Consider the following 23768-nt stretch of genomic DNA (forward strand, 5'->3'; position numbering starts at 1 on the left):
CGGAACTAGTTAAGCTTGAAAGTGATCTTTTTCCGCATTTTTGAGCGAAACTTTAAGGAAACCCATGAGCCAGCACTCCGAATTTCAGACAATGGTTCCCGGGCACGTCCGCGCCGCCGCCGGCGTGACGCCGCCGACCGCTACCAACCGTAAATTCTGGTCCGGCCTATCGTCCGCAGTGATGGAGCAGATTGCCGATAACTGGGAAGCTACCCGAAGCGCCTACGCCGCCGCCCGTCAGCAGCACTATTTCTCCGCTGAGTTTCTGCAGGGCCGTGCGCTGCTCAACAACCTGACAAACGTGGGCCTCGTTGATGAGGCCCGCGCCGCCTCGAAGGCAGCGGGCCACGAGCTGGCTGATGTCCTCGAAGCTGAACACGACGCAGCCCTTGGCAACGGTGGTCTCGGCCGCTTGGCAGCCTGCTTCCTCGACTCCGCCGTCACCCAGGACTACCCGGTGACCGGCTACGGTCTGCTGTATCGCTACGGCCTGTTCCGTCAGTCTTTCGAGAATGGCTACCAGCGCGAAGAGCCGGACGCATGGATGGAGAATGGCTACGACTTCATCATCCGCCGCGCGTCCGAGCAGCGCCGCATCCACTTCGATGACATGGACGTGCGTGCAATTCCCTATGACATGCCGATTACCGGCTACGGCACCGATAACGTCGGCACCCTGCGCCTGTGGAAGTCCGAGCCGATCAACGAGTTCGACTATGATGCTTTCAATTCGCAGCGCTTCACCGAGGCCATCGTTGAACGCGAGCGCGTGATGGACATTTGCCGCGTGCTCTACCCCAATGACACCACCTACGAGGGCAAGGTTCTGCGCGTTCGTCAGCAGTACTTCTTCGTCTCCGCTTCGCTGCAGCAGATGATCGACAATTACATCGAGCACCACGGCGAGGACCTCACTGGATTTGCCAAATTCAACTGCATTCAGCTCAATGACACCCACCCGGTTCTCGCTATCCCGGAGCTGCTGCGCCTGCTTCTTGATGAACACGGCATGGGCTGGGATGAGGCCTGGAAGGTCGTTACTGAGACCTTCGCCTACACCAACCACACCGTCTTGGCAGAGGCTCTGGAGAGCTGGGAAGTATCCATCTTCCAGAAGCTCTTCTGGCGCATTTGGGAGCTCGTGGAGGAGATCGACCGCCGTTTCCGCCTTGACATGGCCGAGCGCGGCCTGGACCAGGGCCGCATTGATTACATGGCGCCCGTGTCGAACGGCCACGTTCACATGGCATGGATTGCCTGCTACGCGGCCTATTCCATCAACGGTGTTGCAGCCCTGCACACCGAAATCATTAAGGCTGACACGCTTTCCGAGTGGCACGAACTGTGGCCCGAAAAGTTCAACAACAAGACCAACGGTGTTACCCCTCGCCGCTGGCTGCGCATGTGCAACCCGCGTCTGGCGAACCTGCTCACTGAACAGGCAGGCTCCGATGCCTGGGTCACTGACCTCACAGAACTGGCTAAGCTCGCCCCGCTAGCAGAGGATGAAAAGGTTCTGCGCCAGCTCATCAACGTCAAGCGCGCGAACAAGCAGGACTTCGCCGCCTGGATTGAAGACCACCAAGGTTCCACCGTGGATCCGGATTCCATTTTCGATGTTCAGATTAAGCGCCTCCACGAGTACAAGCGCCAGCTCATGAACGCCCTGTACATCCTGGACCTCTACTTCCGCATCAAGATCGATGGCGAGACCGTGCCGAAGCGCACCTTCATTTTTGGCGCCAAGGCAGCTCCGGGTTATGTACGCGCAAAAGCCATCATTAAGCTCATCAACACCATCGGTGACCTAGTCAACAATGACCCGGCGACCAAGGACATCCTCAACGTTGTCTTCGTGGAGAACTACAATGTCTCCCCTGCCGAGCACATCATCCCGGCTGCCGATGTCTCCGAGCAGATTTCCGTCGCCGGTAAGGAAGCATCCGGCACCTCCAACATGAAGTTCATGATGAACGGTGCACTGACGCTGGGCACCATGGACGGCGCCAACGTGGAGATCGTCGAAGCCGTGGGCGAAGAAAACGCCTACATTTTCGGTGCCCGCAACGAGGACATCCCGCAGCTGCGCGCCGAGTACAACCCTGGCGAGCTCTACAACTCAGTACCGGGCCTGTCGCGCGTGTTGGATGCGCTTATCGACGGCACCCTGGGCCCCGAGAACAACGGCATGTTCGGTGACCTTCGCTCCTCGCTCCTCGATGGCTTCGGTGAGCATGCCCAGGACACGTACTACGTCCTCGGTGACTTCGCCGACTACCGCGAGACCCGTGACCGTATGGCCGCAGACTACGACGCGGACGAGATGGCGTGGGCCAAGAAGGCCTGGCTGAACATCTGTTACTCCGGTCGTTTCTCCTCTGACCGCACCATCGCGGACTACGCCAACGAGGTATGGAAGCTGGCACCGACCCCTATCGCCAGCCTCTAGTTCTGCACCACCACCCGGAACATCAAGGATGCTACAAACACAGCAATCCCACTGATGGCTCCCGGGTGGACATATAAAAGCACCACCGTCGTCCCAGTTCTAGGGCGCGACGGTGGTGCTTTTCTCTGCTGCGTAAGAAAGTGTGCTTACTGCTCGCGGAGAGTCTGACCCAGCTGGTGAACCTGGATCATGTTGGTATTGCCGGAGATTCCCGGAGGAGTACCAGCGATGACGACGATCATGTCGCCTTCCTTGTACTTGTCCATCCCCAGCAGTGACTGATCGATGGCTTCCATCATGTCATCGGTGGACTTCACCTCGGAGCTCAAGAAGGTCTCTGCGCCCCAAGTCAGGGCCAGCTGCGAACGTACCGCCGGGTGCGGGGTAAACGCCAGCAGCGGCAGCGAGGAGTGCAGACGAGCCACGCGCTTCGCGGTGTCACCGGAGGTGGTGAAGGCCACGATTGCCTTAGCGTTAAGACGCTCAGCAATGTCGCGTGCGGAGTAAGACACCACACCGCGCTTGGTACGTGGCACGTGGGTCAGCGGCGGAACCTTGCCGCCTTCCTCAGCGTTCGTGACGATCTTGGACATGGTGCGCACGACGTTCTGTGGGTCGATACCCACGGAGGTCTCACCGGAGAGCATGACGGCGTCAGCGCCATCGAGCACGGCGTTAGCAACGTCGGACGCCTCCGCACGAGTCGGACGCAGGTTGGAGATCATGGAATCCAACATCTGGGTGGCCACGATGACCGGCTTGGCGTTCTCACGCGCAATCTGGATAGCGCGCTTCTGGAAGAGCGGAACCTGCTCCAGCGGCACCTCAACACCAAGGTCACCGCGAGCAATCATAATGGCGTCGAATGCCAGCACGATGGATTCAAGGGCGTCGACAGCCTCGGGCTTTTCCAACTTGGCAATGACCGGAACGCGGCGGCCTTCCTCATCCATAATCTCGTGGACCTTGTCCACGTCTGCTGGGGAGCGAACGAAGGACAGAGCAATCATGTCCACACCAAGGTTCAGCGCGAAACGAAGGTCCGCGATGTCCTTTTCCGACAGAGCCGGCACGGAAATATCCATGCCTGGCAGGGAAACGCCCTTGTTGTTAGACACGGGACCACCTTCGGTGACCTCGCAGACTACGTCGTTGCCGTCTACTTCCTTGCACACGACGGCGACCTTGCCATCATCAATGAGCAGGCGGTCACCCGGCTTCGCATCCTGTGCCAGGTTCTTATACGTCGTGGATACGCGGTCGTGAGTTCCCTCAACATCCTCCACGGTGATGCGGACAGTTTCACCTTCCGCCCACATTTCCTCGCCATTAATAAATCGACCCAAACGGATCTTGGGGCCCTGGAGATCAGCGAGGACGCCAACAGCTTTGCCACTTTCATCAGTGGCCTCGCGGACCCAGCGGTAATTTGCTTCGTGGTCTGCATGCTCGCCGTGGGACATGTTAAGGCGCGCGACGTTCATGCCCGCATTCACCAAGCCAAGGATTCCCTCCTTGCTTGCCACGGCGGGACCCAACGTACAAACGATTTTGGTTCTTCTATCCAACATGGAGTGCCTTATTCGCATCGGGGATTCTCTAACGATTCCCAAACTACCCCCGTTGGTGTGTCTCGGCCACTGTGAACGCTGCTCACATCCCACGCCACCCAGAGTCCCTTCTTCACGGCGAAACCCATATTTCGCCAGTCCCCGCAGTCTCATACGGACGTGACCGGGCACAATCGGACTTATGGAGCACTGTGTGGAGCCGCCCCACCTCCCGTGCCGTCGCCACCAGAAAAGTTCTGTGATCCCTACTACTGCACCATCGCTCCCGCAGACCTAGATGGCCGGGTACGCGGCGGAACCATGACTCCCGCCGGGCGTATCATCGCCCTGAGCGTGAGTTGGATCAACCTCATCAGGAGTCTCCTGTCCTCGGGGCAATCGGAAAAACACGATGAGAGCGATAACAAAACAGACAACGGACACAATGACGTTGATGCGCAGGCCAAAGACGTGCGTGGCCTCATCCGCACGCATATTCTCCACAATAAAGCGGCCCGCCGTGTAACCGGCAACGTAGAGCGCGAACACGCGACCATGCCCCAACTTCCAAGCTTTGTGAGCCCAGAGCAGGAAGATACAGATAATGACGTTCCACACAAGCTCGTAGAGGAAAGTCGGGTGCACTGAAGTCATAACCTCGCCGGTGGACCGGCCGCTGATCGGCGCGTACTCGCCGTTTTCATTGACGCGATAGTAGATATCGAGCGCCCACGGCACGGTGGTCTCGCGGCCATAGAGCTCCTGGTTGAACCAGTTGCCCAAGCGCCCAATGGCTTGGGCCAAGATGAGGCCGGGAGCGACGGCATCCGCAAAGGGGCCCAGCGGGATGCCCTTGATCTTGAACATGATCCACATCGCCACTGCACCTAAGGCCACGGCTCCCCAAATACCCAGGCCACCGTTGGTGATCTTCAGAGCGTCGATGGGGTCACACGTAGAGCAGAAGTACTTATCATAATCCGTCATTACGTGGTAGAGGCGTCCGCCGATAATACCGGCAGGAATGACCACTATGGCAGCGTCCCAGACCACGTCCGGGTTGCCGCCACGTGCGGTATAGCGTCGCAGCGTCATCCACATGGCCACGAGAATGCCGAGGATGATGCACATGGCGTAAGCGCGAATAGGGATCGGGCCGAGGTGCCACACGCCCTGCGGCGGGGACGGAATGTTGGCGAGGTTGTAAATTTGCACGGGAGATAGTGTGCCTGAAAAGTGCTGTCTCTACAACGCTTCAGCGGCACGGGGGTTTCCTACCGCGCTCGATACTGCGTCTGTGGCTAGCTTTTTCGGGAGGGACAAGCCGGGTGTTGCCCGGCCGCCACCAGCGAGCGCGCCAAGGCCATGGGATCCTGAGCCGCCATGATGGACTCGCCGACCAAGATAGCGTCTGCGCCGTGGGAGGCATAAGACAAAACATTGCGGGGTCCGTTGACGCCGCCGACGGCAATGCGGGTAATGGACTCCGGAAGACCGGGCGAGATAGTAGAAAAGGCCTCCCGATTAATAGCATCGGAGGCCAAAGACCACGCATTGATCGCCACGACAGAGCCACCAGCTTTGATGACACGATCCACTTCAGCGCTCGTGCGTACCTCAAGAATGGCGGTCATCCCTAAGGACTCAACGCGGTCCAGAAGAGACTCAAGACGGGCTTGCTCGAGAAGCTCCACCTGCAACGGGATCGCATCGGCGCCGTAGCAGCGTGCCTCGTGAATTTGATACGGATCCACAATGATGTCGCGGCACACCATGGGTATGTCCACGGCATCTCGGGCCACGCGCATATCTTCAAGCGAACCGTGAAAGCGGCGCCGATCCGTCTGGCAGGCCATGACGTGGACCCCCGCCGCTTCAAGGTCATGAGCTAGCGTCGCAACCGACTGTGGGCTTTCGAGGTTCGCGATCTCACCGGCATAAGGCACGGCACGTTTGATTTCGGTGATGATTGAGCACCCTGGGCGCAGCAGGGCCCGGGCTGCATCGCGCGGGGCATCCATATCACTGGAGCGCGCTTTGACTTCCTTGAAGGGGACGCGGGCCTCGCGCGCGGAGACGTCGGCAAGCACGCCGGCGACGAGGTGATCGACAGCGATCGGGGTAGGCATCAGCACCTCCCTCCGTGAGGAGACTCAAAGACGAACCGGGGCGATTGAGATCACACTTAGGCTAGCGCGCCCACGCCCCTAACCGGAAATCCGGTACACCCGACCTGTCATTCACGCGGCGTGGAATCTGTGGGATCAATATCTGCGTCGAGAGCATCCCACATCACACGGCCCGAATCCTGGGATGTCTCCAAATCGTCCTGGAGACGCTCCTGGCGCACAGCTGGAGTCTCATACTTCGACGTGCGCGGCTTGTCTGCGCCGGGATTGCTGGCCACCATAACCGCGCCAAACAGCGCCAAAGCTGCGCCGATGAGCGCCAGAACTGGGCCTGCCGACGCCGCGTCCGCGGCAAGGACCACAGCCCAGTCAGAAATGCTCGTGGCTCCCACCGAGGTATCGTTCGTGCCGCCCTGCAACAGTTCCTGGGCGCGTTCAACTTCAGGCCCCGCAGTCAGCAACGCGATAGGGCGCCACGCCGCGCCAGCTGCCGCCACTGCACTCAGAATGGCGACGATGCGCCGAGCGGTACGGCGTAGCGCAAGGGCAGCCACACTGCCAGCAAGAATGACCACAGTCAACGCTATGAGCTCGAGTGACCACAGCGAACCGGACAGCTCCATGACGCTCGAGCCAGCCTTATCATCTTCCACAGCGGCTTTAACCCAGGTCATGCGCGAGGACAACCACAGCGCAATGGTTCCCACGAACATAAGAACCGGTCCGATGCGTCTAGCCATGAGTTATCTCCCCAGCCTTAGTTACAGTCATTGCCTCTTCGGTTGTTTCCTCCGCCTTAGCCAAGAGATTATGCGCATCGAAGCACGTGCGATCCCCCGTGTGGCAGGCACCGCCCTCTTGGCGCACGGTGAGCAAGATGGTGTCGCCGTCACAATCCAGGCGAGCGCCGAGCACCTCTTGGGTATGCCCGGACGTCAAGCCTTTGATCCAATACTCCTGGCGGGAACGCGAATAGTAGGTACCACGACGCGTAGCCAGCGTGTACGCCAACGCGTGGTCATCCATCCACGCCATCATGAGTACCTCGCCGCGCTCCGACTGCACAATAGCGGGAACAAGTCCGGCCTCGTTGCGCTTGAGCTGCCGGGCGATGTCTCCTGCCAGTTCATAGTCTTCAACAGTGCGACCTGTTGTGTTTCCCGCTGTGCTCACAGGCGCACCTCATACCCCGAAGCCGCCAGCGCCTGCTTAACCTCAGCGATGTCGATCTCACCGAAGTGGAAGATACTCGCTGCTAGAACGGCATCCGCCCCAGCCTCAACGGCCGGCGGGAAGTGCTCGGCCTCACCGGCACCACCCGAGGCGATGATGGGGACGGATACCGCCGCACGAACCGCTTGGAGGAGCTCGATGTCGAAGCCCTCTTTGGTGCCATCACCATCCATAGAATTGAGCAAGATTTCACCCACTCCCAGCTCCTCGCCGCGGCGAGCCCAGTCCACCGCATCAAGACCAGCAGGCTTGGTGCCGCCATGCGTGGTGACTTCAAAACCGCTGGGATATTCAGGCGAACGGCGCGCATCGACAGAAAGCACAATGCACTGCGAGCCAAAAACATCAGCAAGTTCACGCAGCAACTCGGGGCGAGCAAGTGCAGACGAGTTCACAGAAACCTTGTCCGCGCCCGCGCGGAGGAGCTCGCGTACATCCTCAACCGACCGCACTCCTCCTCCCACCGTGAGCGGGATGAATACCTGATCCGCAGTACGCCGCACGACATCAAGCATGGTGCCGCGACCATCCTTAGATGCGGATACGTCCAAAAAGGTCAACTCGTCTGCTCCCAGCTGGTCATAGCGGGCGGCAAGCTCCACTGGGTCACCGGCATCACGCAGGTTTTCAAAATTGACGCCCTTGACCACACGGCCATTGTCAACGTCTAGGCACGGGATCACGCGCACGGCAAGCGCCATGGTGATTGTCCTCCTCAAGGGATGGGGGTTTGAAGGTAAACGGGATAATAGAAAGCGCTCTAGCGCTGGCCTCGCGGGTTGCGAGCAATGGCATCCAACATGGTGGCATGGACCTGTGGGGTGCCGCCCACAAAACCTTTCGAGGTCGCCGTCCACTCGTTGCCTTCGGGATCACTGACGCGTCCTCCAGCTGCCTTGATCATGAGCGCACCTGCAGCGTTATCCCACGGGTGCGGTGAGAAATTCACCGCGCCATCAAAGACTCCTTGCGCCACGAAAGCATTATCTAGGCCCACCGAGCCGGTCATGCGCGGGCGCAAGCCAGTCTCACGAAGATCGTTGAACAGTGCCGTGGGCAGGTGCGACGAGCAGCCAATATGGCCACGGGCTTCATCAAAGCCGAGAGCGCCTTCTCCGCCACCAAACCCGGTGGAGGGACCACCGCTGGTGCGCAGCGGCATTCCTTCTGCGGCCACGACGCGGCGGCCCAAGAGCGGGAAGTCCGCCACCGCAACAACCGGCTTCGCCTCATGAAGGAGAGTGACCAAGATTCCGCAGCATGGATTACCCGCGGAGTAGTTAGCGGTGCCATCGACTGGGTCAACGACCCACACGGTGTCCTCGAGGCTGCCACCGGACTCCTCGCCAAAGACAGGTATGCCGGTAAGTTGGCTCAGCGTCACCCGCAGCTGCTGCTCAATCTGCAGGTCGACTTCGGTGGCAAAGTCACCCTCCCCCTTAAAACGGGCAGGGGCCGCTCCCAAACCAGCGCGGAAGAGGTCATCGACCTGGTCCACGGCAGCTTCCGCAAAAGCAACAAGTTCGCGAGGATCTGAGGCAGAAAGTCCTGACATGGCTGCCATACGCTTAGGCCTCCTCAATAGGATCGATGTACTCCTCAGCCGGCAGCGGAGTGACCTCTGCAACGGCGGCAAGTGCTTCTTCCAACGTGAAGCGCTCTTCATACAGCGCCTTGCCGATGATGGCAGAATCGATGCCTTCATTCTCGTAGAGTGCCAGCTCGCGCAGATCATCCAGACTCGAAATACCGCCCGAGGCGGTCACTGCAGCATCGGTGGCTGCAGCCACGTCGCGCAGGAGCTCGATGTTCGGGCCCTGCAGCGTACCGTCCTTGGACACGTCGGTGACTACGAAACGAGTGCATCCAGCGGAATCGAGGCGCTCGAGAACCTCCCAGAGGTCCCCACCATCGGAGACCCAGCCATGGCCACGGGTGCGCCATTCACCGTCAACGAGCCGTACGGCCAAGTCCACAGCGATACGATCTCCGTGTTCAGCCAGCACCTTAGCTATCCACTCAGGCTGTTCCAGGGCTGCAGTGCCAATGTTGACTCGACGTGCACCTGTGGCCAGCGCTCGGGCGAGGGACTCATCATCCCTGATTCCACCGGTGAGCTCCACCTCAAGGTCCACACTCGTGGTGATCTCTGCCAGTAATTCGTGGTTGGAACCGCGGCCAAAGGCAGCGTCCAAGTCCACTGCATGCAGCCACTGCGCGCCTTGGGCTTGCCACTTGAGGGCGGCCTCGCACGGGGATCCGTAGGACTTTTCGGTTCCGGCTTCGCCTTGATCTAGGCGCACGGCCTGGCCATCAACAACGTCAACCGCGGGCAACAGTGTAAAGCTCATGGTGGGTAGTCTACCTTCCGGACGAGCTCTTTAAAGCGTTCCGATCCAGTTCTTTAACAGCTGCGAGCCCGCATCCCCGGACTTCTCCGGATGGAACTGCGTAGCCCACAGCGCACCATTGTCCACCGCGGCCACAAAGCGGTCTCCGCCGTACTCTGACCACGCAACTTTTGGTGGCTCGGTGATTTCGGTCTGCAGCTCCCAGCTACGGGCAGCGTAGGAATGGACGAAGTAGAAGCGATCCTCCGGGCCGATACCGTCGAACATATCGCTGCCCTGAGGGATTTCCACGGTGTTCCATCCCATGTGAGGCAAGACGTCAGCATGCAGCTTGCTCACATCGCCCGGCCATTCCCCGCAGCCCTCTGTGTGAACGCCATGTTCGGTGCCGGATTCAAAGAGCACCTGCATACCCACACAGATGCCAAGAACCGGACGTCCACCGGCAAGTCGCTGACCGATGATGCGCGGGCCCTGAGCGTCACGCAGCCCCTTCATGCAGGCGGCGAAGGCGCCCACACCGGGCACGAGCAAACCATCCGCCTCAACCGCACGCTTGGGGTCTGCTGTGACGGTGACCTCTGCACCGACGCGCTCAAGCGCGCGGACGGCAGAGCGCAGATTACCCGCCCCATAATCCAGGACGGCGACGTTCCGGGAACTCATCGTTGTTCCTTTCCAGGCCTCCTCGGCCACCTAATCATCCGGAGTCGGGTTTTGATGTCATTGATTTCACTCACGCGCGTCTTGCCCAGTGCGCTATCCGCCAAGGTCATGAGAAGACCCACCGCGATAATAGCGGAACCCGTAGCAAAGGCCCCGTCATAACCGGACATCGCCACCACCGCACCGAGGGCCGTGGAACCAAGACCGGTGCCACCGTCGTAGAAGATATTCCACACGGCAGAGCCTTCTGAAAGGCGCTCACGAGGCAGTCGGTCGAACATCGACAGCAATGCCTCATTCTGAACAACGCCGAAGCCCGCGCCATAAATCGTGGTCCCGAATACGAGCAGCCAGACCGACCACTCCTGCCACAGCACCACCGCGATAAGTCCCACACCAAAGACAGAGAAAATCTGCGCCGGAATCATGAGCGTTCCCGGCCTTCCGGCCCGGTCCGCCACGACACCCGCCACATAGCGGAAGATCATGGCCGCACCGCCGATAACGGACAGCATGAGGCCACCAAGGACGGCGCCGCGCTCTGGATCTAGCTCACGCACTGCTGGGGAGATGAAGTTTGAGGCCACACCGTAGCTCACGGAGAAGCTGGTCAGCGCCAGCGCCGGAACCAACACGAGCTTCCACATCGGCGCACGCGGGGTGGTATCCGACGGATCCGGGGTTCCGACAGGGGCTGCCTTGATCTTGGGGACGAGGATGCAGGTGAAGAATCCCAGCAGACCAAGTCCCGCCGCCAGCAGGTAGACGACGTTGTAGTTGAGGGCCGCTGCAACTGCGAGACCAACCGGCAAGAAGGCCATTTGTGCTGCACCGATAAACAATCCGAAAATGCCTGTGGCCTTGCCCAGAAGGCGTCGCGGTGTAATTTCCGCGATCAAGGCGTTTTCGCCCACAGTCAGAGCACCAAAGCCAATACCGCGTAGGGCAGAAAAGCCAAGGGCAATGGGAGCGGCGTCACCAAGCATGTGCCCCAACGCTGGCACTCCCAGGAGCAAAGCTGAGGCCGCCATCACAGGACGGTAGCCAAAGATACGCAACAGCATCGGGGTCATCATCTGGGTGAGGACGGTAGCCAACATAAAGACACCCGTGGTAGCGCCAGCCAATGTCGCCGAACCGCCGGCATCAAGCACCGCCAAGGGCACAACGGGCAGCAGCACTGACCAGGCACCGAACGCGGAGACCACCGCGATCATGGTCTCTTTAAAGCCGGCAACCTTCCATACGCTCGTAGGAGTCGATCCAGTCATTTCGCCGACACCCCTTCCGAGAAAATATCCAGCAGCCATGCCACTGCGGCCGCGACCGTTATCGCTGCCAAGACGCCCGCAACCACAGTCATGAGTTTGGAGTCATTCTGGTAGGCCGACCATGCGCCGCCGATGAGCAACCCAGCGACGAGAAACAAGAAAAGAACAAAGATGTTCATAACAGGTTAGAGCGCTCCCTTCGTCGACGGAACGCCGCTGACCCGCGGATCACGTTCGGTGGCGTGGCGCAGAGCACGGGCCACCGCTTTGTACTCCGCCTCCGTGATGTGGTGTGGATCGCGCCCGTAGCGAACATTGACATGCAGGGTCGTCGCCGAATGGATAGCGAAGGTCTCGAAGAAGTGCCGGTTAATCACCGTGGCATAATGCCCGCCGATGGTCTGCCATTCCAAGCTCTCGGGCTCGCCGCTCATGACGAAGTAGGGGCGGCCAGAAATGTCCACGACAGCCTCAACGAGGGTCTCATCCATAGGCAGAAGCTGGGAACCAAAGCGGCGGATGCCGGACTTGTCCCCCAGGGCTTCAAGGAATGCGCGGCCGAGGACAATGGCCGTGTCTTCGACAGTGTGGTGCGCGTCGATCTCAATGTCGCCTTCAGCGTGAACAGTGAGGTCGAAGGCGCCGTGAGTACACACGGCGGTGAGCATGTGATCGAAGAACGGCAGACCTGTGGAAATATCCGCCTTCCCAGTACCGTCGAGATTGATTTCGACGGAGATTCTTGTCTCCCCTGTGGCGCGCTCAGCACAACCAATACGGTGACCGCGCTCTTGGCTCTCATCTACGTCGGTACTCATAGTCTCACGCTCCTCCTTCACATCGTGTTCATGGTGTTATTTCTCAACCATCTCTACTGTATCTGCCAGGTCCGCTGCGGCCGAAAGGAAGGCGTCATTTTCCTGCGGCAGGCCAATGGTGGCGCGCAATAGTCCCGGGACGCCGTTGTCACGGATGAGAACATCGCGGTCAAGGAATCCTTGCCACACTGCATGCTGGTCGGCAAAGCGCCCAAAGGATACAAAGTTGGATTCGCTCGGTACTACGTAGTAGCCGAGCTCCTTGAGGCGGGCCACGACGCGATCGCGTTCCGCCGATAGTGTGGCCACGGTGCTCAATGTTTCTTCTTTGTGTTTGATCGCCACGATGGCCGCAATCTGGGAGAGCACCGAGAGGTGGTACGGCAAACGCACGAGCATCACGGCCTCGACGAAAGCGGGGTCAGCAACGAAATACCCTAGGCGTCCACCGGCGAAGTCGAAGGCCTTCGACATGGTGCGGGAGACCACGAGCTTCGTGGGGTAGTTCTCCAGGAGAGTGGTGGCCGAAGGCGAGGGAGAAAACTCCATGTAGGCTTCGTCCACGATGACGATTCCGGGCGCTGCCTGGATAATCTTCTCCACCACCTCGATGGGCGTAACATCACCGGTGGGGTTATTCGGGGTGGTGATAAAGATAACATCAGGGCGGTGCTTCTCAACGGCCTCCAAGGCCGCCTCTTCATCAATCCGGAAATCCTCGGTACGCGGGCAAGAGATGAATTCCGTCTGCGTGCCGGCGCAAAGAATCGGGTGCATGGAGTAACTGGGAGTGAAACCGAGGGCGCTGCGACCAGGACCGCCGAAGGCCTGCAGCAACTGCTGCAGCACCTCATTCGAACCGTTAGCGGCCCACACATTGTCCACGCTAACGGTCACGCCAGTCTGACCGCTCACGTAGCTCGCCAGCGCGGTGCGCAGCTCCACGGCGTCACGCTCGGGGTAGCGGTTGAGCTGGGCTGCGTGCTTTTCGACGGCCTTGACCATGTCTCGGACCAAAGCCTCCGACGGCGGATATGGGTTTTCGTTGGTGTTGAGCTGATTCGTCACTGTCAGCTGCGGCGCGCCGTAGGCGCTGGATCCACGCAGTTCTTCGCGCAGGGGAAGATCCTTCAACTCAGCCATGGTGTCGGCCTCCTCTAATGTTGCTAGCTCTCTACTTCTTGGATGCGTTCGAGTCATCGAAGCGGGCGGCAATCGCCTCGCCGTGCGCGGGAAGTTCCTCAGCTGTGGCGAAGGCAATGACCTTCTCGGCCACCTCCCCCAGTGCTGCACGGTCATATTCCACAAGATTGACTGGGCGCAGGAAAGTGTGGGTGGACAACCCCGCGCTGAATCGTGCTGTGCCGGAGGTTGGCAAGACGTGGTTGGAGCCTGCCGTGTAATCACCCAGCGGTACCGGCGAGTAGTCACCCACAAAGATGGCGCCTGCATGCCGGATGCGCTCCGCCACCTCGCGGGCATTCGCGGTATGAATCTCCACGTGCTCGGCGGCATACGCATCAGCCACGGTAATGCCTGCCTCAAGGTCACTGACAAGCACAATGCCGGACTGCTCGCCGCGCAGCGCCTCGGCAGCACGCTCAGCATTCGCCGTTGCGGTGTAACGCTGCGCTACTTCCGCCGCCACGGCCTCCGCCAGTTCTTCGCTGGCGGTAATGAGAACCGATGCTGCCATCGGGTCGTGCTCCGCTTGAGAAATAAGGTCATACGCTACGTACACGGGATTTGCCGTGTCATCAGCCAGAATGGCGATCTCAGTCGGGCCTGCCTCGGCATCGATGCCCACCACGCCCTGCACAGCTCGCTTAGCTGCGGCCACGAAGACGTTGCCCGGACCAGTAATGATGTCGACTGGCTCAAGCGCTTCTTCGCCCGTAGCTGGCTCATCGTCACCATAGGCCAACAGCGCGATAGCTTGGCCACCACCAACCGCCCAGACCTCGTCCACGCCCAGCATGTGGCAGGTCGCCAGAACCGTCGGGTGTGGCAGGCCACCGAAGTCCTTCTGTGGTGGGGAGGCCACAACCATGGCTTCAGCGCCTGCTTCCTGAGCCGGGATGACGTTCATGATGACCGAGGAAGGATAAACCGCCTTACCGCCGGGCACGTAGAGCCCCACACGCTCAATCGGCTGGAACACCTCTGTGACCGTAGCGCCAGGAGCCAGGGTTGTGGTGTGCGGGGAAGGCTTCTGATCCGCATGCACGGCGCGCACACGGTTAATGGATTCCTCGATTGCGGCTCGCACGTGAGGATCGAGTTCGGCTGCGGCCTTCTCGAGCTCTTCGGTGCGCACACGCACAGCTTCTGGGCGCACACCATCAAAACGCTCACCAAAATCGAGGGCTGCGGCCGCGCCACCATCGCGTACTGACTCCACCATGGGGATCACTGTGTCCATCACGGAGGACACATCCGTGCCTCCACGCGGCAGAACTCGGCGCAGGCGGGAGGTAGTGAGTTTCTCTCCGCGCAGGTCAATAGTTCTTAGCATGACACAGCCCCTTTTTATAATATGCAGTGGTTTCTATACCTTCCCTTTACTATACCCGTGCCAAAAGCCAGCGGGCCCCAAGGAGCAGGTTATAGAATGTGTCACTACTAACACATTGACGCACCACCACTGGTGAAGAGAGGCGGCGACATGAGTAACGACGCCGACGAGCACGACGGCCAGGACCACTCCGAGCTACTCACTCGCATGGAGAAGCTCGCACACTGCGAAGAGCTGGATTGCATCCGCCTCAACGCCGACGAGCTCCTCTTTCCTCACTCCCCGTTAGGGGAAACTCGCGTGTACATGGACACCGACGGTGAGCCCATCTTGCGCCTCTACACCACTCATAATGGGGCTCTTGGGTTTGGCGAAATCCCTGAGCTCAGCGAGTTCGTCAACGACTGGAATCACGACTGCCTGTCGCCCCATTTGGTGCTCAATTACACCACCCCCACCGAGGTCGAAGTGTGGGGTCATTCTTTCCTCGTCGTCCACCAAGCACCCACCACAGCACAGCTCGCTGCATCCGTCCTGCCGGCGCTGTTCAATGCAGGGGTGTATCTCGAGGAGCTCGCAACGCGTTTTCCTGCACTGATGCTTCCCCGTCCCGCGGCGCCGGATGAGCCTTCCGAGCTCGATGGCCCAGTGTCCACCGTCGATATTTCCCGTCTAGAGGAAATGCTGCCCTCGCTCGGAATCACGCGCTTTCAATCGGATTCCGGGGACGCCATCTACGCGTGGATCAACGATGTTCTCTTCGCCTTTGCCATAGATTCTGGACCTAGCCTCATCATTAAGGGCCACTGGGATCCGAACCTTCCCGGCGGCGAGTTTTCCAAGATGTTCCTCATCTGCAATGACTGGAACCGGGCCAACCATTCGGCGTCCGCATTTTGCCACTCCAACATGGATGGCCTGCAGATCCGGGTGGATTACGCCGTCATGACAGGAGCTGGGCTTTCCGACGCCCAACTGGTCACCGCCCTCGGCCGCGGCATCAAACATGTACTCCACGGCATCGATGACATTTCCCACGATGCCGTGGGCTCCTCCCCCGTCGTCTGGCCTTAACAGACAGCAGGCGCTTTTCACCCCAGTGAGTTAAGCAACGATGCGATACTCGCCCGCTTTAGCCAGTGCCTCATTCATCACATCGATGGACGGTTCCACGTTGTCTTTGTGCTTCACTACGAGCTGCGCGTGATCCGAATCGGTAATTTCGAAGGTGGCCTGACCAAGTCCGTGTTCTGCAAAAATGTCATAGAGAGCCTGCAGCGCCTTACGAACATCATTATCGTCTTTGACGCCGCTGACCTGAAAATAACTGGAAACAATCGACATGGAGGAGAGTGTACGCCCCTACTTAAATACGGCCATTGAAGGCCTGCAATGCCGAGTCCTCACGAGTACCGCCACGGCCGTCTCCATAGTCAGCGTAGTCACGAATCCACGCGACTTTGCTTACCCATTTCACGGCCTTATAGCCATGATTGGATTCCACACGGGCACGCACGGGAGCACCAAGATGAACCTCGAGCGGCTTGTCATTTCGGGTAATCGCCAGAATTGACTGCTCTTCCGAAGCCGTCTCGATGTCAAAGCAAGCGTAGAAGGGCTCACGCGGACGGTTGTCATACATCTTTTGGGCCAGGCCATAAGATTCCACCATCACATAGTTCGCACCGTCGGGCTTCGGCCCCAGCAAGGCCAGAACATCCCTGATGGCAGGACCTTCCCACCGGGAGGTCGCCGACCAGCCCTGCATGCAGGTGTGGGTTGCAATGTACGAGCGCTGTGGCAGTGCGCGGAGTTCCTCTAGTGTCACCACGCGAGAGGCACCAGTCACGTCATCCGCAACAGTAATTTCGTAGCCAGCCCAGTCGTTGTCGTGGAAGGCAGTCCATTCCTGCGACTCTTCCGGGGTCGGCGGCAAGCCGTTGGTCCAGTGAAACTCAGAGATGTCCTTGTCCGTGTACGCGCTCTTGCTGGCACCCTGGGGACGCATCCAGTTGAGGAAGAGCTTGCGACCAATCTCCGAAATCCCTGTAGTAAGACGGTGCGCACGTGCGCGGTCCGCCAAGGACCAGTAGGACAGGCCAATCCAGAAGGCGATGACAACACCGATGGTGATGACGATTGTGGTGAAGGCTTGGGCATAGCGCTCCGGAGTGACATCACCGAAAACCATATGCACCATGTTGTATTCGCGGTGGACGAAGAACACTAGGAAGACGTGGATGATGATGAACACACACATGAAGACCATGCCGATGAAGTGCAGGGAACGTGCACCTTGGTGGCCTCCCCACAACTTGACGTACCACGGGAAGCGGACGCGCACCGCTGGAGCCATGGCTACACCCGTCAGCATCATGAATGGTGCAAGGATGAAAATGACTCCAAAGTAAGCCAATTGCTGCAAGGCATCGTAGGGATCGAAATGCTCAAGAGCCGGTGTTTGCAGACTCATATAGGTAAGCAAGCTATCCCACGCCTCGGGGATGATGTCCCAGGAAGTCGGAACGATGCGCCGCCACAAGCCGGTGGCGAAGAGCAACGTGACATAAACGAGTCCGTTGAGCACCCAGAGCATGACCGACACACCATGCCAGTGGCGTCCCAGACCGATGTTTTCGCGTCCCGGTAATGTCAGCAATGGTGAGGCTGAGAGCTCATCCATGAGGGAGGTGTACACGCCCTCCTCCTTCGGGAGCTCACGCTTGGTGAACTTCAACCACTCGGTACCAGGCGCACAGTCATTGCGCCACCACAGACGTGGCATGGAAGATAGCATCTCCCAGCCGGAACGAAGCAACATACCCATCAAGATGAAGTTGATGAGGTGGCTCGCACGCAGCCAGAGAGGATAGTCAGGGTTTTCGCCTAAAGCGAGAACGAGGTCCATAGAGGTGACTCCTAGAGATAGAGAAGCTGGCCTTCAGCAGATTTAACACCCATTTTTCCTCATTTAATCTGCGGATTCTAGACTTTTCTGCGTTTTACTGCTCGGATCATTGCCAGTTGTCATCCCACGACCACTATCAGGATTAATAAAAACAGCAGACCAGTAGGCAAACATGGACATAAACGGGGCCACGAGCCATCCAATGGCAGGAGAAAATTTCGGCACAAACTCGACAAACTCTCCGGGGTTCTCCGGCACGGCCGTGGCAGTAGCCCCGCCGAAGACATAAAAGGCCACCGCACCCGCCAAGCACACCACGCCTGACCACACAAGCACCCCAACACCCCGGAAGCGCTCCCCTCGAAGATAAGCCACCGTGCCGATCACCACCCCAAGAAGGCCGGTAATCATGACGAATGTGACAAAGGATAGAAACTGCACGTTCGCGGAGTTAGTCAGCGCATACCCGCCGCCCTCCACTCGATGCCCCTCCAGCGTGGGCCGCCACAGACCCCACGCAGCCCCAACCCCAGAGAAAAGAAGGAGCGCCAACGCGAGCAACCCCGCGCCAAAGCCAATGGCGCGGGGTATACGAAGGTGCGGAGTACGCAGTACAGACACGAGCTGCGCTTAGTTACAGAAGGTCCAGTTACCGTTCTCACGCTTGAAACGCATGGTGGAGCTATCCAAGCCCTTGCTGGTGTTGACGTTCACGGTTGCGGACGCAGAGTCACCATCGACCACGACGTCGTTGATGGACTCAACGCCAGTCTGGTTCCAATCGAAGCCTTCCATCTGGGAGGTGTCAGCACCGGCTGTTGCCATCATGTCCTTGAGCTGGTTCATCGGAACATCCGGAATCTGGTTGTAGTCCAGCTCGCTCAGGCCGGAGTTCGGGTCATTACGCACTGCTTCACAGGTGTGATCCGGCAGGTACTTCACGAAGCTACGCATGGTCTGCTGGTCGTACATACCGCGAACGAGGCCGTTGATTCCGTCGATGTCTTCCTGGCTTGCGGCCTGGCCCTGGATCGGCTCGACCTTCGGCATGCTCTGGAAGGGGTCCACACCGTTCTCGAACGGGTTAGCAAGAGTCTGTTCAGCGCCTTCACCCTCAGCCGGCGCCTCTTCGCCTTCCGGCTTCGGGGCCTGCTCTTCGCCGTCCTTCTTCTCCGCGCCCTCGTCCTTCTTCTCGGACTCCTTGTCCTTATCCTTTTCCTCGGAGGTCTCTTCCTTGGACTTGGTGGTCGTGGTGGTCTTGACCGCGGAGGAAGCGGTCTCCGCAACGTCCTCGCCGTCACCACCGCACGCAGCCAGGGTCAGCGGCGCAACGAGTGCAACTGCAACGAGGGACTTCTTAGCAGGGGTCAAAAAAGACAAGGGTTAACTCCTAAATTTCTATAAAGAGAGCGACAGATTTCGCCACGTCCACTGCGCTCGATGCGTAGCGGACATAACGCATGCTCTTGTGCATTTCACACAACCCTAACAAGGCGTCGTTGAAGAAATCATAACCCACACCTTGAAGCTTCCTGTGAGTCTCACTACTCTTTTTGCCCCACCATCTCCGCCCGACCCGTAAAGTAGACCTTTGTGCACCTTTCTCGCGACGCTATCGTATCCACGGCCCTAGAGCTCTTAACTAGCTATGGGCTTGCCGACGTCACCATGCGCCGCGTCGCCACGACCCTCGGCGTTGCTCCCGGCGCCTTGTATTGGCATGTGGCCAACAAGCAGGCCCTTATCGCCGCCATGGCCGCGGAAATCCTCTCACCGGTTACCGGCGATACCCCGGTCGATTTAGCAAGCTCCCTCCACCGCGAGCTCTCGCGATGGCGGGACGGCGCCGAAGTAGCGATCGCCGGAGCCGCCTTTCCGGAGTCAACCACACGCGCCGACCTTGAGGAGCTTTTTTGCGAAGCCCTGCAGAAGGAGGTGCCGGAGGGGGCGTCGGAAAGCATCGGCGTCGCCGCACGCACGTTGATTCATTATGTCCTCGGCGCCTCGTTCATGGAACAGTCCCACGCCCAGCTCGGTGGCGCTTCCACAGAGTCACTCACCGATGATGCTGCCGTGCGCGCCACGGAACTCGTCATCGCTGGTTTACGCGCCCTGTGAGTTCGCTGTGTTCCCCGCGCTTGACGATCCCTTTCGTCAAATATGACTAAGCTGAACGCCATGACTGACACCCGTGCTGAAGCACTACATTCTCGCCAGGTGTGGCCTGGTTCCCCATCACCCCTCGGTTCCACCTTCGATGGAGCCGGAACCAACTTTGCAATCTTTTCCGAAGCAGCAGAAAAGGTCGAGCTGTGCCTCATCGATCAAGATGGCACCGAGGAGCGCGTTGAACTCACCGAGATCACCGCGCACGTCTGGCACGCTTACCTCCCCAATGTCACCCCAGGCCAGCGCTATGGGTACCGCGTCCACGGGCCCTACGAGCCTGAGCGCGGTCTGCGCTGTGACCCCTCCAAGCTCCTCGTGGACCCCTACGCCCGCGCATTCGACGGAGACTTCGACGGGGATGCCTCCCTGTACTCCTACGATATCTACGCCTCTGAGCCCGGCACCGGCCGCAACGAGGAGGACTCGCTCGGTCACACCATGCTCTCGGTGGTCATCAACCCCTTCTTCGAGTGGCACGGCGACAACCGCCCGCACACCCCCGACAACGAGACCATCATCTACGAAGCCCACGTCAAGGGCATGACGATGTCCCACCCAGACGTCCCCGAAGAACTGCGTGGAACCTACGCCGGCATGGCACACCCAGCCATCATCAACTACTTCAAAGACCTCGGTGTCACCGCGGTAGAGCTTCTGCCGGTTCACCAATTCCTCCAGGATGACCGTCTGCGCCAACTAGACCTGCGCAACTACTGGGGCTATAACACCTTCGGTTTCTTCGCCCCACACGCAGACTATGCCTACGCCAAGAAGCCCGGTGAGGTCGTCGCAGAATTCAAGGCCATGGTTCGCGCCTTCCACGAGGCCGGCATCGAAGTCATCCTTGACGTGGTGTACAACCACACTGCTGAGGGTAACCACATGGGCCCCACCATTGCCTTCCGCGGCATTGACAACCACGCCTACTACCGCTTGGTGGATGACAACCCCGAGCACTACATGGATTACACCGGCACCGGTAACTCTCTCAACGTGCGTCACCCGCACTCGCTGCAGCTCATCATGGATTCCCTGCGCTACTGGGTCGAGGAGATGCGCGTCGACGGCTTCCGCTTCGACTTGGCATCCACCCTCGCGCGCGAACTTGATGACGTGGACAAGCTGGCCACCTTCTTCGACCTGGTTCAGCAGGACCCAGTGGTCTCCAAGGTGAAACTCATCGCCGAGCCGTGGGATGTTGGCCACAACGGCTACCAGGTGGGTAACTTCCCGCCGATCTGGAGCGAGTGGAACGGCAAGTACCGCGACACCGTCCGCGATTTCTGGCGCGGTGAACCATCCACCATGGGTGAATTCGCGTCCCGCCTGACTGGTTCCTCGGACCTCTACGCCAACAATGGCCGCCGCCCCACCGCGTCTATTAACTTCATCACCGCGCACGATGGCTTCACTCTGCGTGACTTGGTGACCTATAACGAGAAGCACAATGACGCGAACGGGGAAGACAACCGTGATGGTGAGTCCCACAACAGGTCATGGAACCACGGTGTGGAGGGCCCCACGGATGACGAGGAAATCAAGCAGCTTCGTCGCCGTCAGATTCGTAACTTCCTCACGACGCTGCTCCTGTCCCAAGGCACCCCGATGCTCTGCCACGGTGATGAGCTAGGCCGTACACAGGATGGCAACAACAACGTGTACTGCCAGGACAACGAGATTTCCTGGATTGACTGGTCCATGCTGGACCAGGAAAAGAATGCCGCCATGCACGGCTTCACTAAGCGCCTGATCAACATCCGCAAGAACCACCCGGTCTTCCGTCGCCAGCGCTTCCTGGCCGGTGGCCCCTTCGGTTCCGATGTGAAGGATCGTGATATTGCGTGGCTCGTGCCGTCCGGCAAGCTTATGACCCCGGGCGACTGGGACTTCGAGTTTGGCAAGGCCCTCATGGTCTACCTCAACGGCAATGCTATTACGGAAACCACTGCTCGCGGCGAGCGCATCACGGATGATTCTTTCATCATGATCTTCAATGCTCACCACGAAGACATCGAGTTCACCCTTCCCACCAAGGATTTGGGTGCCAGCTGGCGTCTCATCGTGGACACGTCCGACTCCGGTGGTTACCCGGACGAGGAGAAGCTTATCGACGCCGAAGGAACCATCATGGTCCAGCCGCGCTCGACGCTCATCCTGCGCCAAACCGAGCCACCCGTCTTCGATGAAACCGATGAGGCTGCGGAGACTGTTGGCTCTGACGATTCTGCTGAGAACTAAACTGGCGCTACACGCCGTCAAACCCACATCCTGAAAGGAATTCGTGTCCTACACCGCCCACGGTGCCGTCATCGACGTCACCGCCGATGCCCTTACTTTCCACCGCTCGCAGCTTGCGGCGTCACTTGGTGCTGCATCCCGCGAGGAAATGTCGCTGGCGGATGCCACGAGCGTGGAGTGCACGGCACCAACGGCGACGGGCTTTGGGCAGGTCGTGATACGTGATGCAGGAGACACTGACCTCGCTATCATTCGTTTCGCCCCTGGTCAGGATGCGCAGGCTTTCACACGTGCAGTCGAGGCTGCACTGCGTGGTGAGGCGCCAACCGCCAGTGAAGGAGTTCGCGGATTAGACTTCACCGCCGTCGACGTGGAGACGGCCAACGACAACTGGGGTTCTGTCTGCCAGATTGGAGCGGTTCGCTTCCGTGACGGTGAAGAAACTGAATCTCGCACGTGGCTGTGCACGCCCCCTCCGGGCTTAGAACACTTCGATGAGGTCAACGTGGGTATCCACGGCATCACTGCCGAGGACGTGGCCGATGCCTCGTCCTTCGCGGATGCTGCCGCTGAGCTCTTCGAATTCCTCGGCTCGGACACGTTGGTGGCCCACAACGCACAGTTCGATTCCACTGCCCTGCGCAGTGGACTGAAAAAGGCGGAGGCCGCTGTTCCGAAAGTCCGCCTGGCATGCTCCCTAGCACTAGCCCGTGATGCCTCCCGTGCCGGTGTCATCGACGTGGCCAATCACAAGCTACCGACCGTTGCCTCATGCATCGGTTCGGCTGAGTTCCACCACCATGAGGCCACCGCGGACGCCCGCGCAGCTGGCGAAATTGTCAGTGCGCTTGCTCGCCTATTCGGCCACTCCGGCCCTATTGAGGATCTGTTCTCTACCCGCGAGTTCGCCCTAGGCACTATGAGCGAAGAATCCATCATCCCCGTCCTGCGCGCCAACACCGCACCACTGTCCGCCGCTGATTTGGGTGCAGGCACTGATTTCCGTGAGAACACTCGCATGGCTGGAGCTTCCTCCCGCTCTGCAAAAAAGAACTCCGGTTCCACCGAGCGCCGCGGCCCTGCTCCGTGGCAATCGGTGTCCACCCCAGACACGATTCCGGATCCGAACCCCGACGCTGACCCTGATGGCGCATTGTTTGGCCAGCACGTGACTCTCACCGGTGACTTCGAGCCCTTTGACAAGGGGTTGCTGTGGTCGAAGATTGCCGAGCGCGGCGGCCAAGTGGGCAAGAACGTAACGAAAAAGACGACCATTCTTGTGGCCGGCCAATGGGCCACCAAGACCTCCAAGGAAAAGCGTGCGGAGGAACTGCAGTCCAAGGGCCAAGACATCGCGATCTGGCCTGCGGACAAGCTACTCGAAGAACTTCAGCTGAACGAAGCTCCGCCTTTCTAAACCGCTCACGCCGGGGCAACGCATCCAGCAAAAGTTTTTCCACGTGGGCGGGAA

Annotated in this window: 23 protein-coding genes; 5 read left to right on the top strand and 18 right to left on the bottom strand. The window is 59.4% G+C overall.

Features of this window, described 5'->3' with window-relative positions; all coding sequences use genetic code 11:
* Positions 1-64: 64 nt before the first annotated feature.
* On the top strand, positions 65-2449 hold the full coding sequence (locus M5J09_RS00470) for a glycogen/starch/alpha-glucan phosphorylase (RefSeq protein ID WP_257156620.1): 2385 nt from the start codon (positions 65-67) through the stop codon (positions 2447-2449).
* 146 nt (positions 2450-2595) lie between these two features.
* Here the strand turns inward: M5J09_RS00470 and pyk are convergent, their stop codons facing one another.
* From pyk to hisD, 14 genes are all read right to left on the bottom strand, one after another.
* The gene (pyk, locus tag M5J09_RS00475; protein WP_257156691.1) at positions 2596-4017 is read right to left on the bottom strand and encodes a pyruvate kinase; all 1422 of its coding nucleotides are present in this window, start codon (positions 4015-4017) and stop codon (positions 2596-2598) included.
* A 276-nt stretch (positions 4018-4293) separates the two neighbouring features.
* A complete protein-coding gene (gene lgt / locus M5J09_RS00480) occupies positions 4294-5214 on the bottom strand; it encodes a prolipoprotein diacylglyceryl transferase (RefSeq protein WP_257156621.1) in 921 nt (306 codons plus the stop codon).
* An 86-nt stretch (positions 5215-5300) separates the two neighbouring features.
* Complete coding sequence (locus M5J09_RS00485; RefSeq protein ID WP_257156622.1) at positions 5301-6128, bottom strand: indole-3-glycerol-phosphate synthase; 828 nt, start codon at positions 6126-6128, stop codon at positions 5301-5303.
* Between the two features lie 107 nt (positions 6129-6235).
* Positions 6236-6868, bottom strand: a complete 633-nt coding sequence (locus M5J09_RS00490; protein WP_257156623.1) for a TIGR02234 family membrane protein — start codon at positions 6866-6868, stop codon at positions 6236-6238.
* Positions 6861-7253 (bottom strand): phosphoribosyl-AMP cyclohydrolase, encoded by a 393-nt coding sequence (hisI, locus tag M5J09_RS00495; protein WP_257156692.1) that lies wholly within the window; start codon positions 7251-7253, stop codon positions 6861-6863. The genes M5J09_RS00490 and hisI overlap by 8 nt, the downstream gene beginning before the upstream one ends.
* A 44-nt stretch (positions 7254-7297) precedes the next feature.
* Complete coding sequence (gene hisF / locus M5J09_RS00500; protein WP_257156624.1) at positions 7298-8062, bottom strand: imidazole glycerol phosphate synthase subunit HisF; 765 nt, start codon at positions 8060-8062, stop codon at positions 7298-7300.
* Between the two features lie 59 nt (positions 8063-8121).
* Positions 8122-8925 (bottom strand): inositol monophosphatase, encoded by an 804-nt coding sequence (locus M5J09_RS00505; RefSeq protein ID WP_070535903.1) that lies wholly within the window; start codon positions 8923-8925, stop codon positions 8122-8124.
* Positions 8926-8929: 4 nt separating this feature from the next.
* Positions 8930-9712 (bottom strand): bifunctional 1-(5-phosphoribosyl)-5-((5-phosphoribosylamino)methylideneamino)imidazole-4-carboxamide isomerase/phosphoribosylanthranilate isomerase PriA, encoded by a 783-nt coding sequence (gene priA / locus M5J09_RS00510; protein WP_042531462.1) that lies wholly within the window; start codon positions 9710-9712, stop codon positions 8930-8932.
* Between the two features lie 30 nt (positions 9713-9742).
* Entirely contained in the window at positions 9743-10378 is a 636-nt protein-coding gene (gene hisH, locus M5J09_RS00515; protein ID WP_257156625.1) for an imidazole glycerol phosphate synthase subunit HisH, read from the bottom strand.
* Positions 10375-11649: an MFS transporter gene (locus M5J09_RS00520; RefSeq protein WP_257156626.1), complete on the bottom strand. Its 1275-nt coding sequence runs from the start codon at positions 11647-11649 to the stop codon at positions 10375-10377. The genes hisH and M5J09_RS00520 overlap by 4 nt, the downstream gene beginning before the upstream one ends.
* Entirely contained in the window at positions 11646-11828 is a 183-nt protein-coding gene (locus M5J09_RS00525; protein WP_042531468.1) for a hypothetical protein, read from the bottom strand. The genes M5J09_RS00520 and M5J09_RS00525 overlap by 4 nt, the downstream gene beginning before the upstream one ends.
* A 6-nt stretch (positions 11829-11834) precedes the next feature.
* On the bottom strand, positions 11835-12467 hold the full coding sequence (gene hisB / locus M5J09_RS00530; RefSeq protein WP_257156627.1) for an imidazoleglycerol-phosphate dehydratase HisB: 633 nt from the start codon (positions 12465-12467) through the stop codon (positions 11835-11837).
* A 36-nt stretch (positions 12468-12503) separates the two neighbouring features.
* Positions 12504-13610: a histidinol-phosphate transaminase gene (locus M5J09_RS00535; RefSeq protein ID WP_257156628.1), complete on the bottom strand. Its 1107-nt coding sequence runs from the start codon at positions 13608-13610 to the stop codon at positions 12504-12506.
* 31 nt (positions 13611-13641) lie between these two features.
* Positions 13642-14982 carry a histidinol dehydrogenase gene (hisD, locus tag M5J09_RS00540; protein ID WP_257156629.1) on the bottom strand — a complete coding sequence of 447 codons (1341 nt, stop codon included), beginning with the start codon at positions 14980-14982 and terminating at the stop codon, positions 13642-13644.
* Between the two features lie 150 nt (positions 14983-15132).
* Here hisD and M5J09_RS00545 point away from each other — a divergent pair, with 150 nt between their 5' ends.
* Entirely contained in the window at positions 15133-16056 is a 924-nt protein-coding gene (locus M5J09_RS00545; protein WP_257156630.1) for a YbjN domain-containing protein, read from the top strand.
* 30 nt (positions 16057-16086) lie between these two features.
* On the opposite strand, the gene M5J09_RS00550 is transcribed toward M5J09_RS00545, so the two are convergent.
* The 4 genes from M5J09_RS00550 to M5J09_RS00565 form a co-directional block, all read right to left on the bottom strand.
* Positions 16087-16326, bottom strand: coding sequence for a hypothetical protein (locus M5J09_RS00550; RefSeq protein ID WP_239178573.1), 240 nt, complete (start codon positions 16324-16326; stop codon positions 16087-16089).
* Positions 16327-16348: 22 nt separating this feature from the next.
* The gene (locus M5J09_RS00555; protein ID WP_257156631.1) at positions 16349-17890 is read right to left on the bottom strand and encodes a molybdopterin-dependent oxidoreductase; all 1542 of its coding nucleotides are present in this window, start codon (positions 17888-17890) and stop codon (positions 16349-16351) included.
* Positions 17891-17953: 63 nt separating this feature from the next.
* A complete protein-coding gene (locus tag M5J09_RS00560; protein ID WP_257156632.1) occupies positions 17954-18511 on the bottom strand; it encodes a hypothetical protein in 558 nt (185 codons plus the stop codon).
* Positions 18512-18520: 9 nt separating this feature from the next.
* Positions 18521-19270, bottom strand: a complete 750-nt coding sequence (locus M5J09_RS00565) for a hypothetical protein (protein ID WP_144790349.1) — start codon at positions 19268-19270, stop codon at positions 18521-18523.
* A 213-nt stretch (positions 19271-19483) separates the two neighbouring features.
* Here M5J09_RS00565 and M5J09_RS00570 point away from each other — a divergent pair, with 213 nt between their 5' ends.
* From M5J09_RS00570 to M5J09_RS00580, 3 genes are read left to right on the top strand one after another with little or no spacing between them, the layout of a single operon-like run.
* Positions 19484-20008, top strand: a complete 525-nt coding sequence (locus M5J09_RS00570; RefSeq protein WP_042531481.1) for a TetR family transcriptional regulator — start codon at positions 19484-19486, stop codon at positions 20006-20008.
* A 60-nt stretch (positions 20009-20068) separates the two neighbouring features.
* A complete protein-coding gene (gene glgX / locus M5J09_RS00575; RefSeq protein ID WP_257156633.1) occupies positions 20069-22297 on the top strand; it encodes a glycogen debranching protein GlgX in 2229 nt (742 codons plus the stop codon).
* A gap of 43 nt (positions 22298-22340) precedes the next feature.
* Positions 22341-23714: an exonuclease domain-containing protein gene (locus M5J09_RS00580; RefSeq protein WP_257156634.1), complete on the top strand. Its 1374-nt coding sequence runs from the start codon at positions 22341-22343 to the stop codon at positions 23712-23714.
* The last annotated feature ends 54 nt before the right edge of the window (positions 23715-23768 follow it).

It is taken from the genome of Corynebacterium sp. BF-R-2 (assembly GCF_024586525.1).
GTDB classification, from domain to species: domain Bacteria; phylum Actinomycetota; class Actinomycetes; order Mycobacteriales; family Mycobacteriaceae; genus Corynebacterium; species Corynebacterium singulare.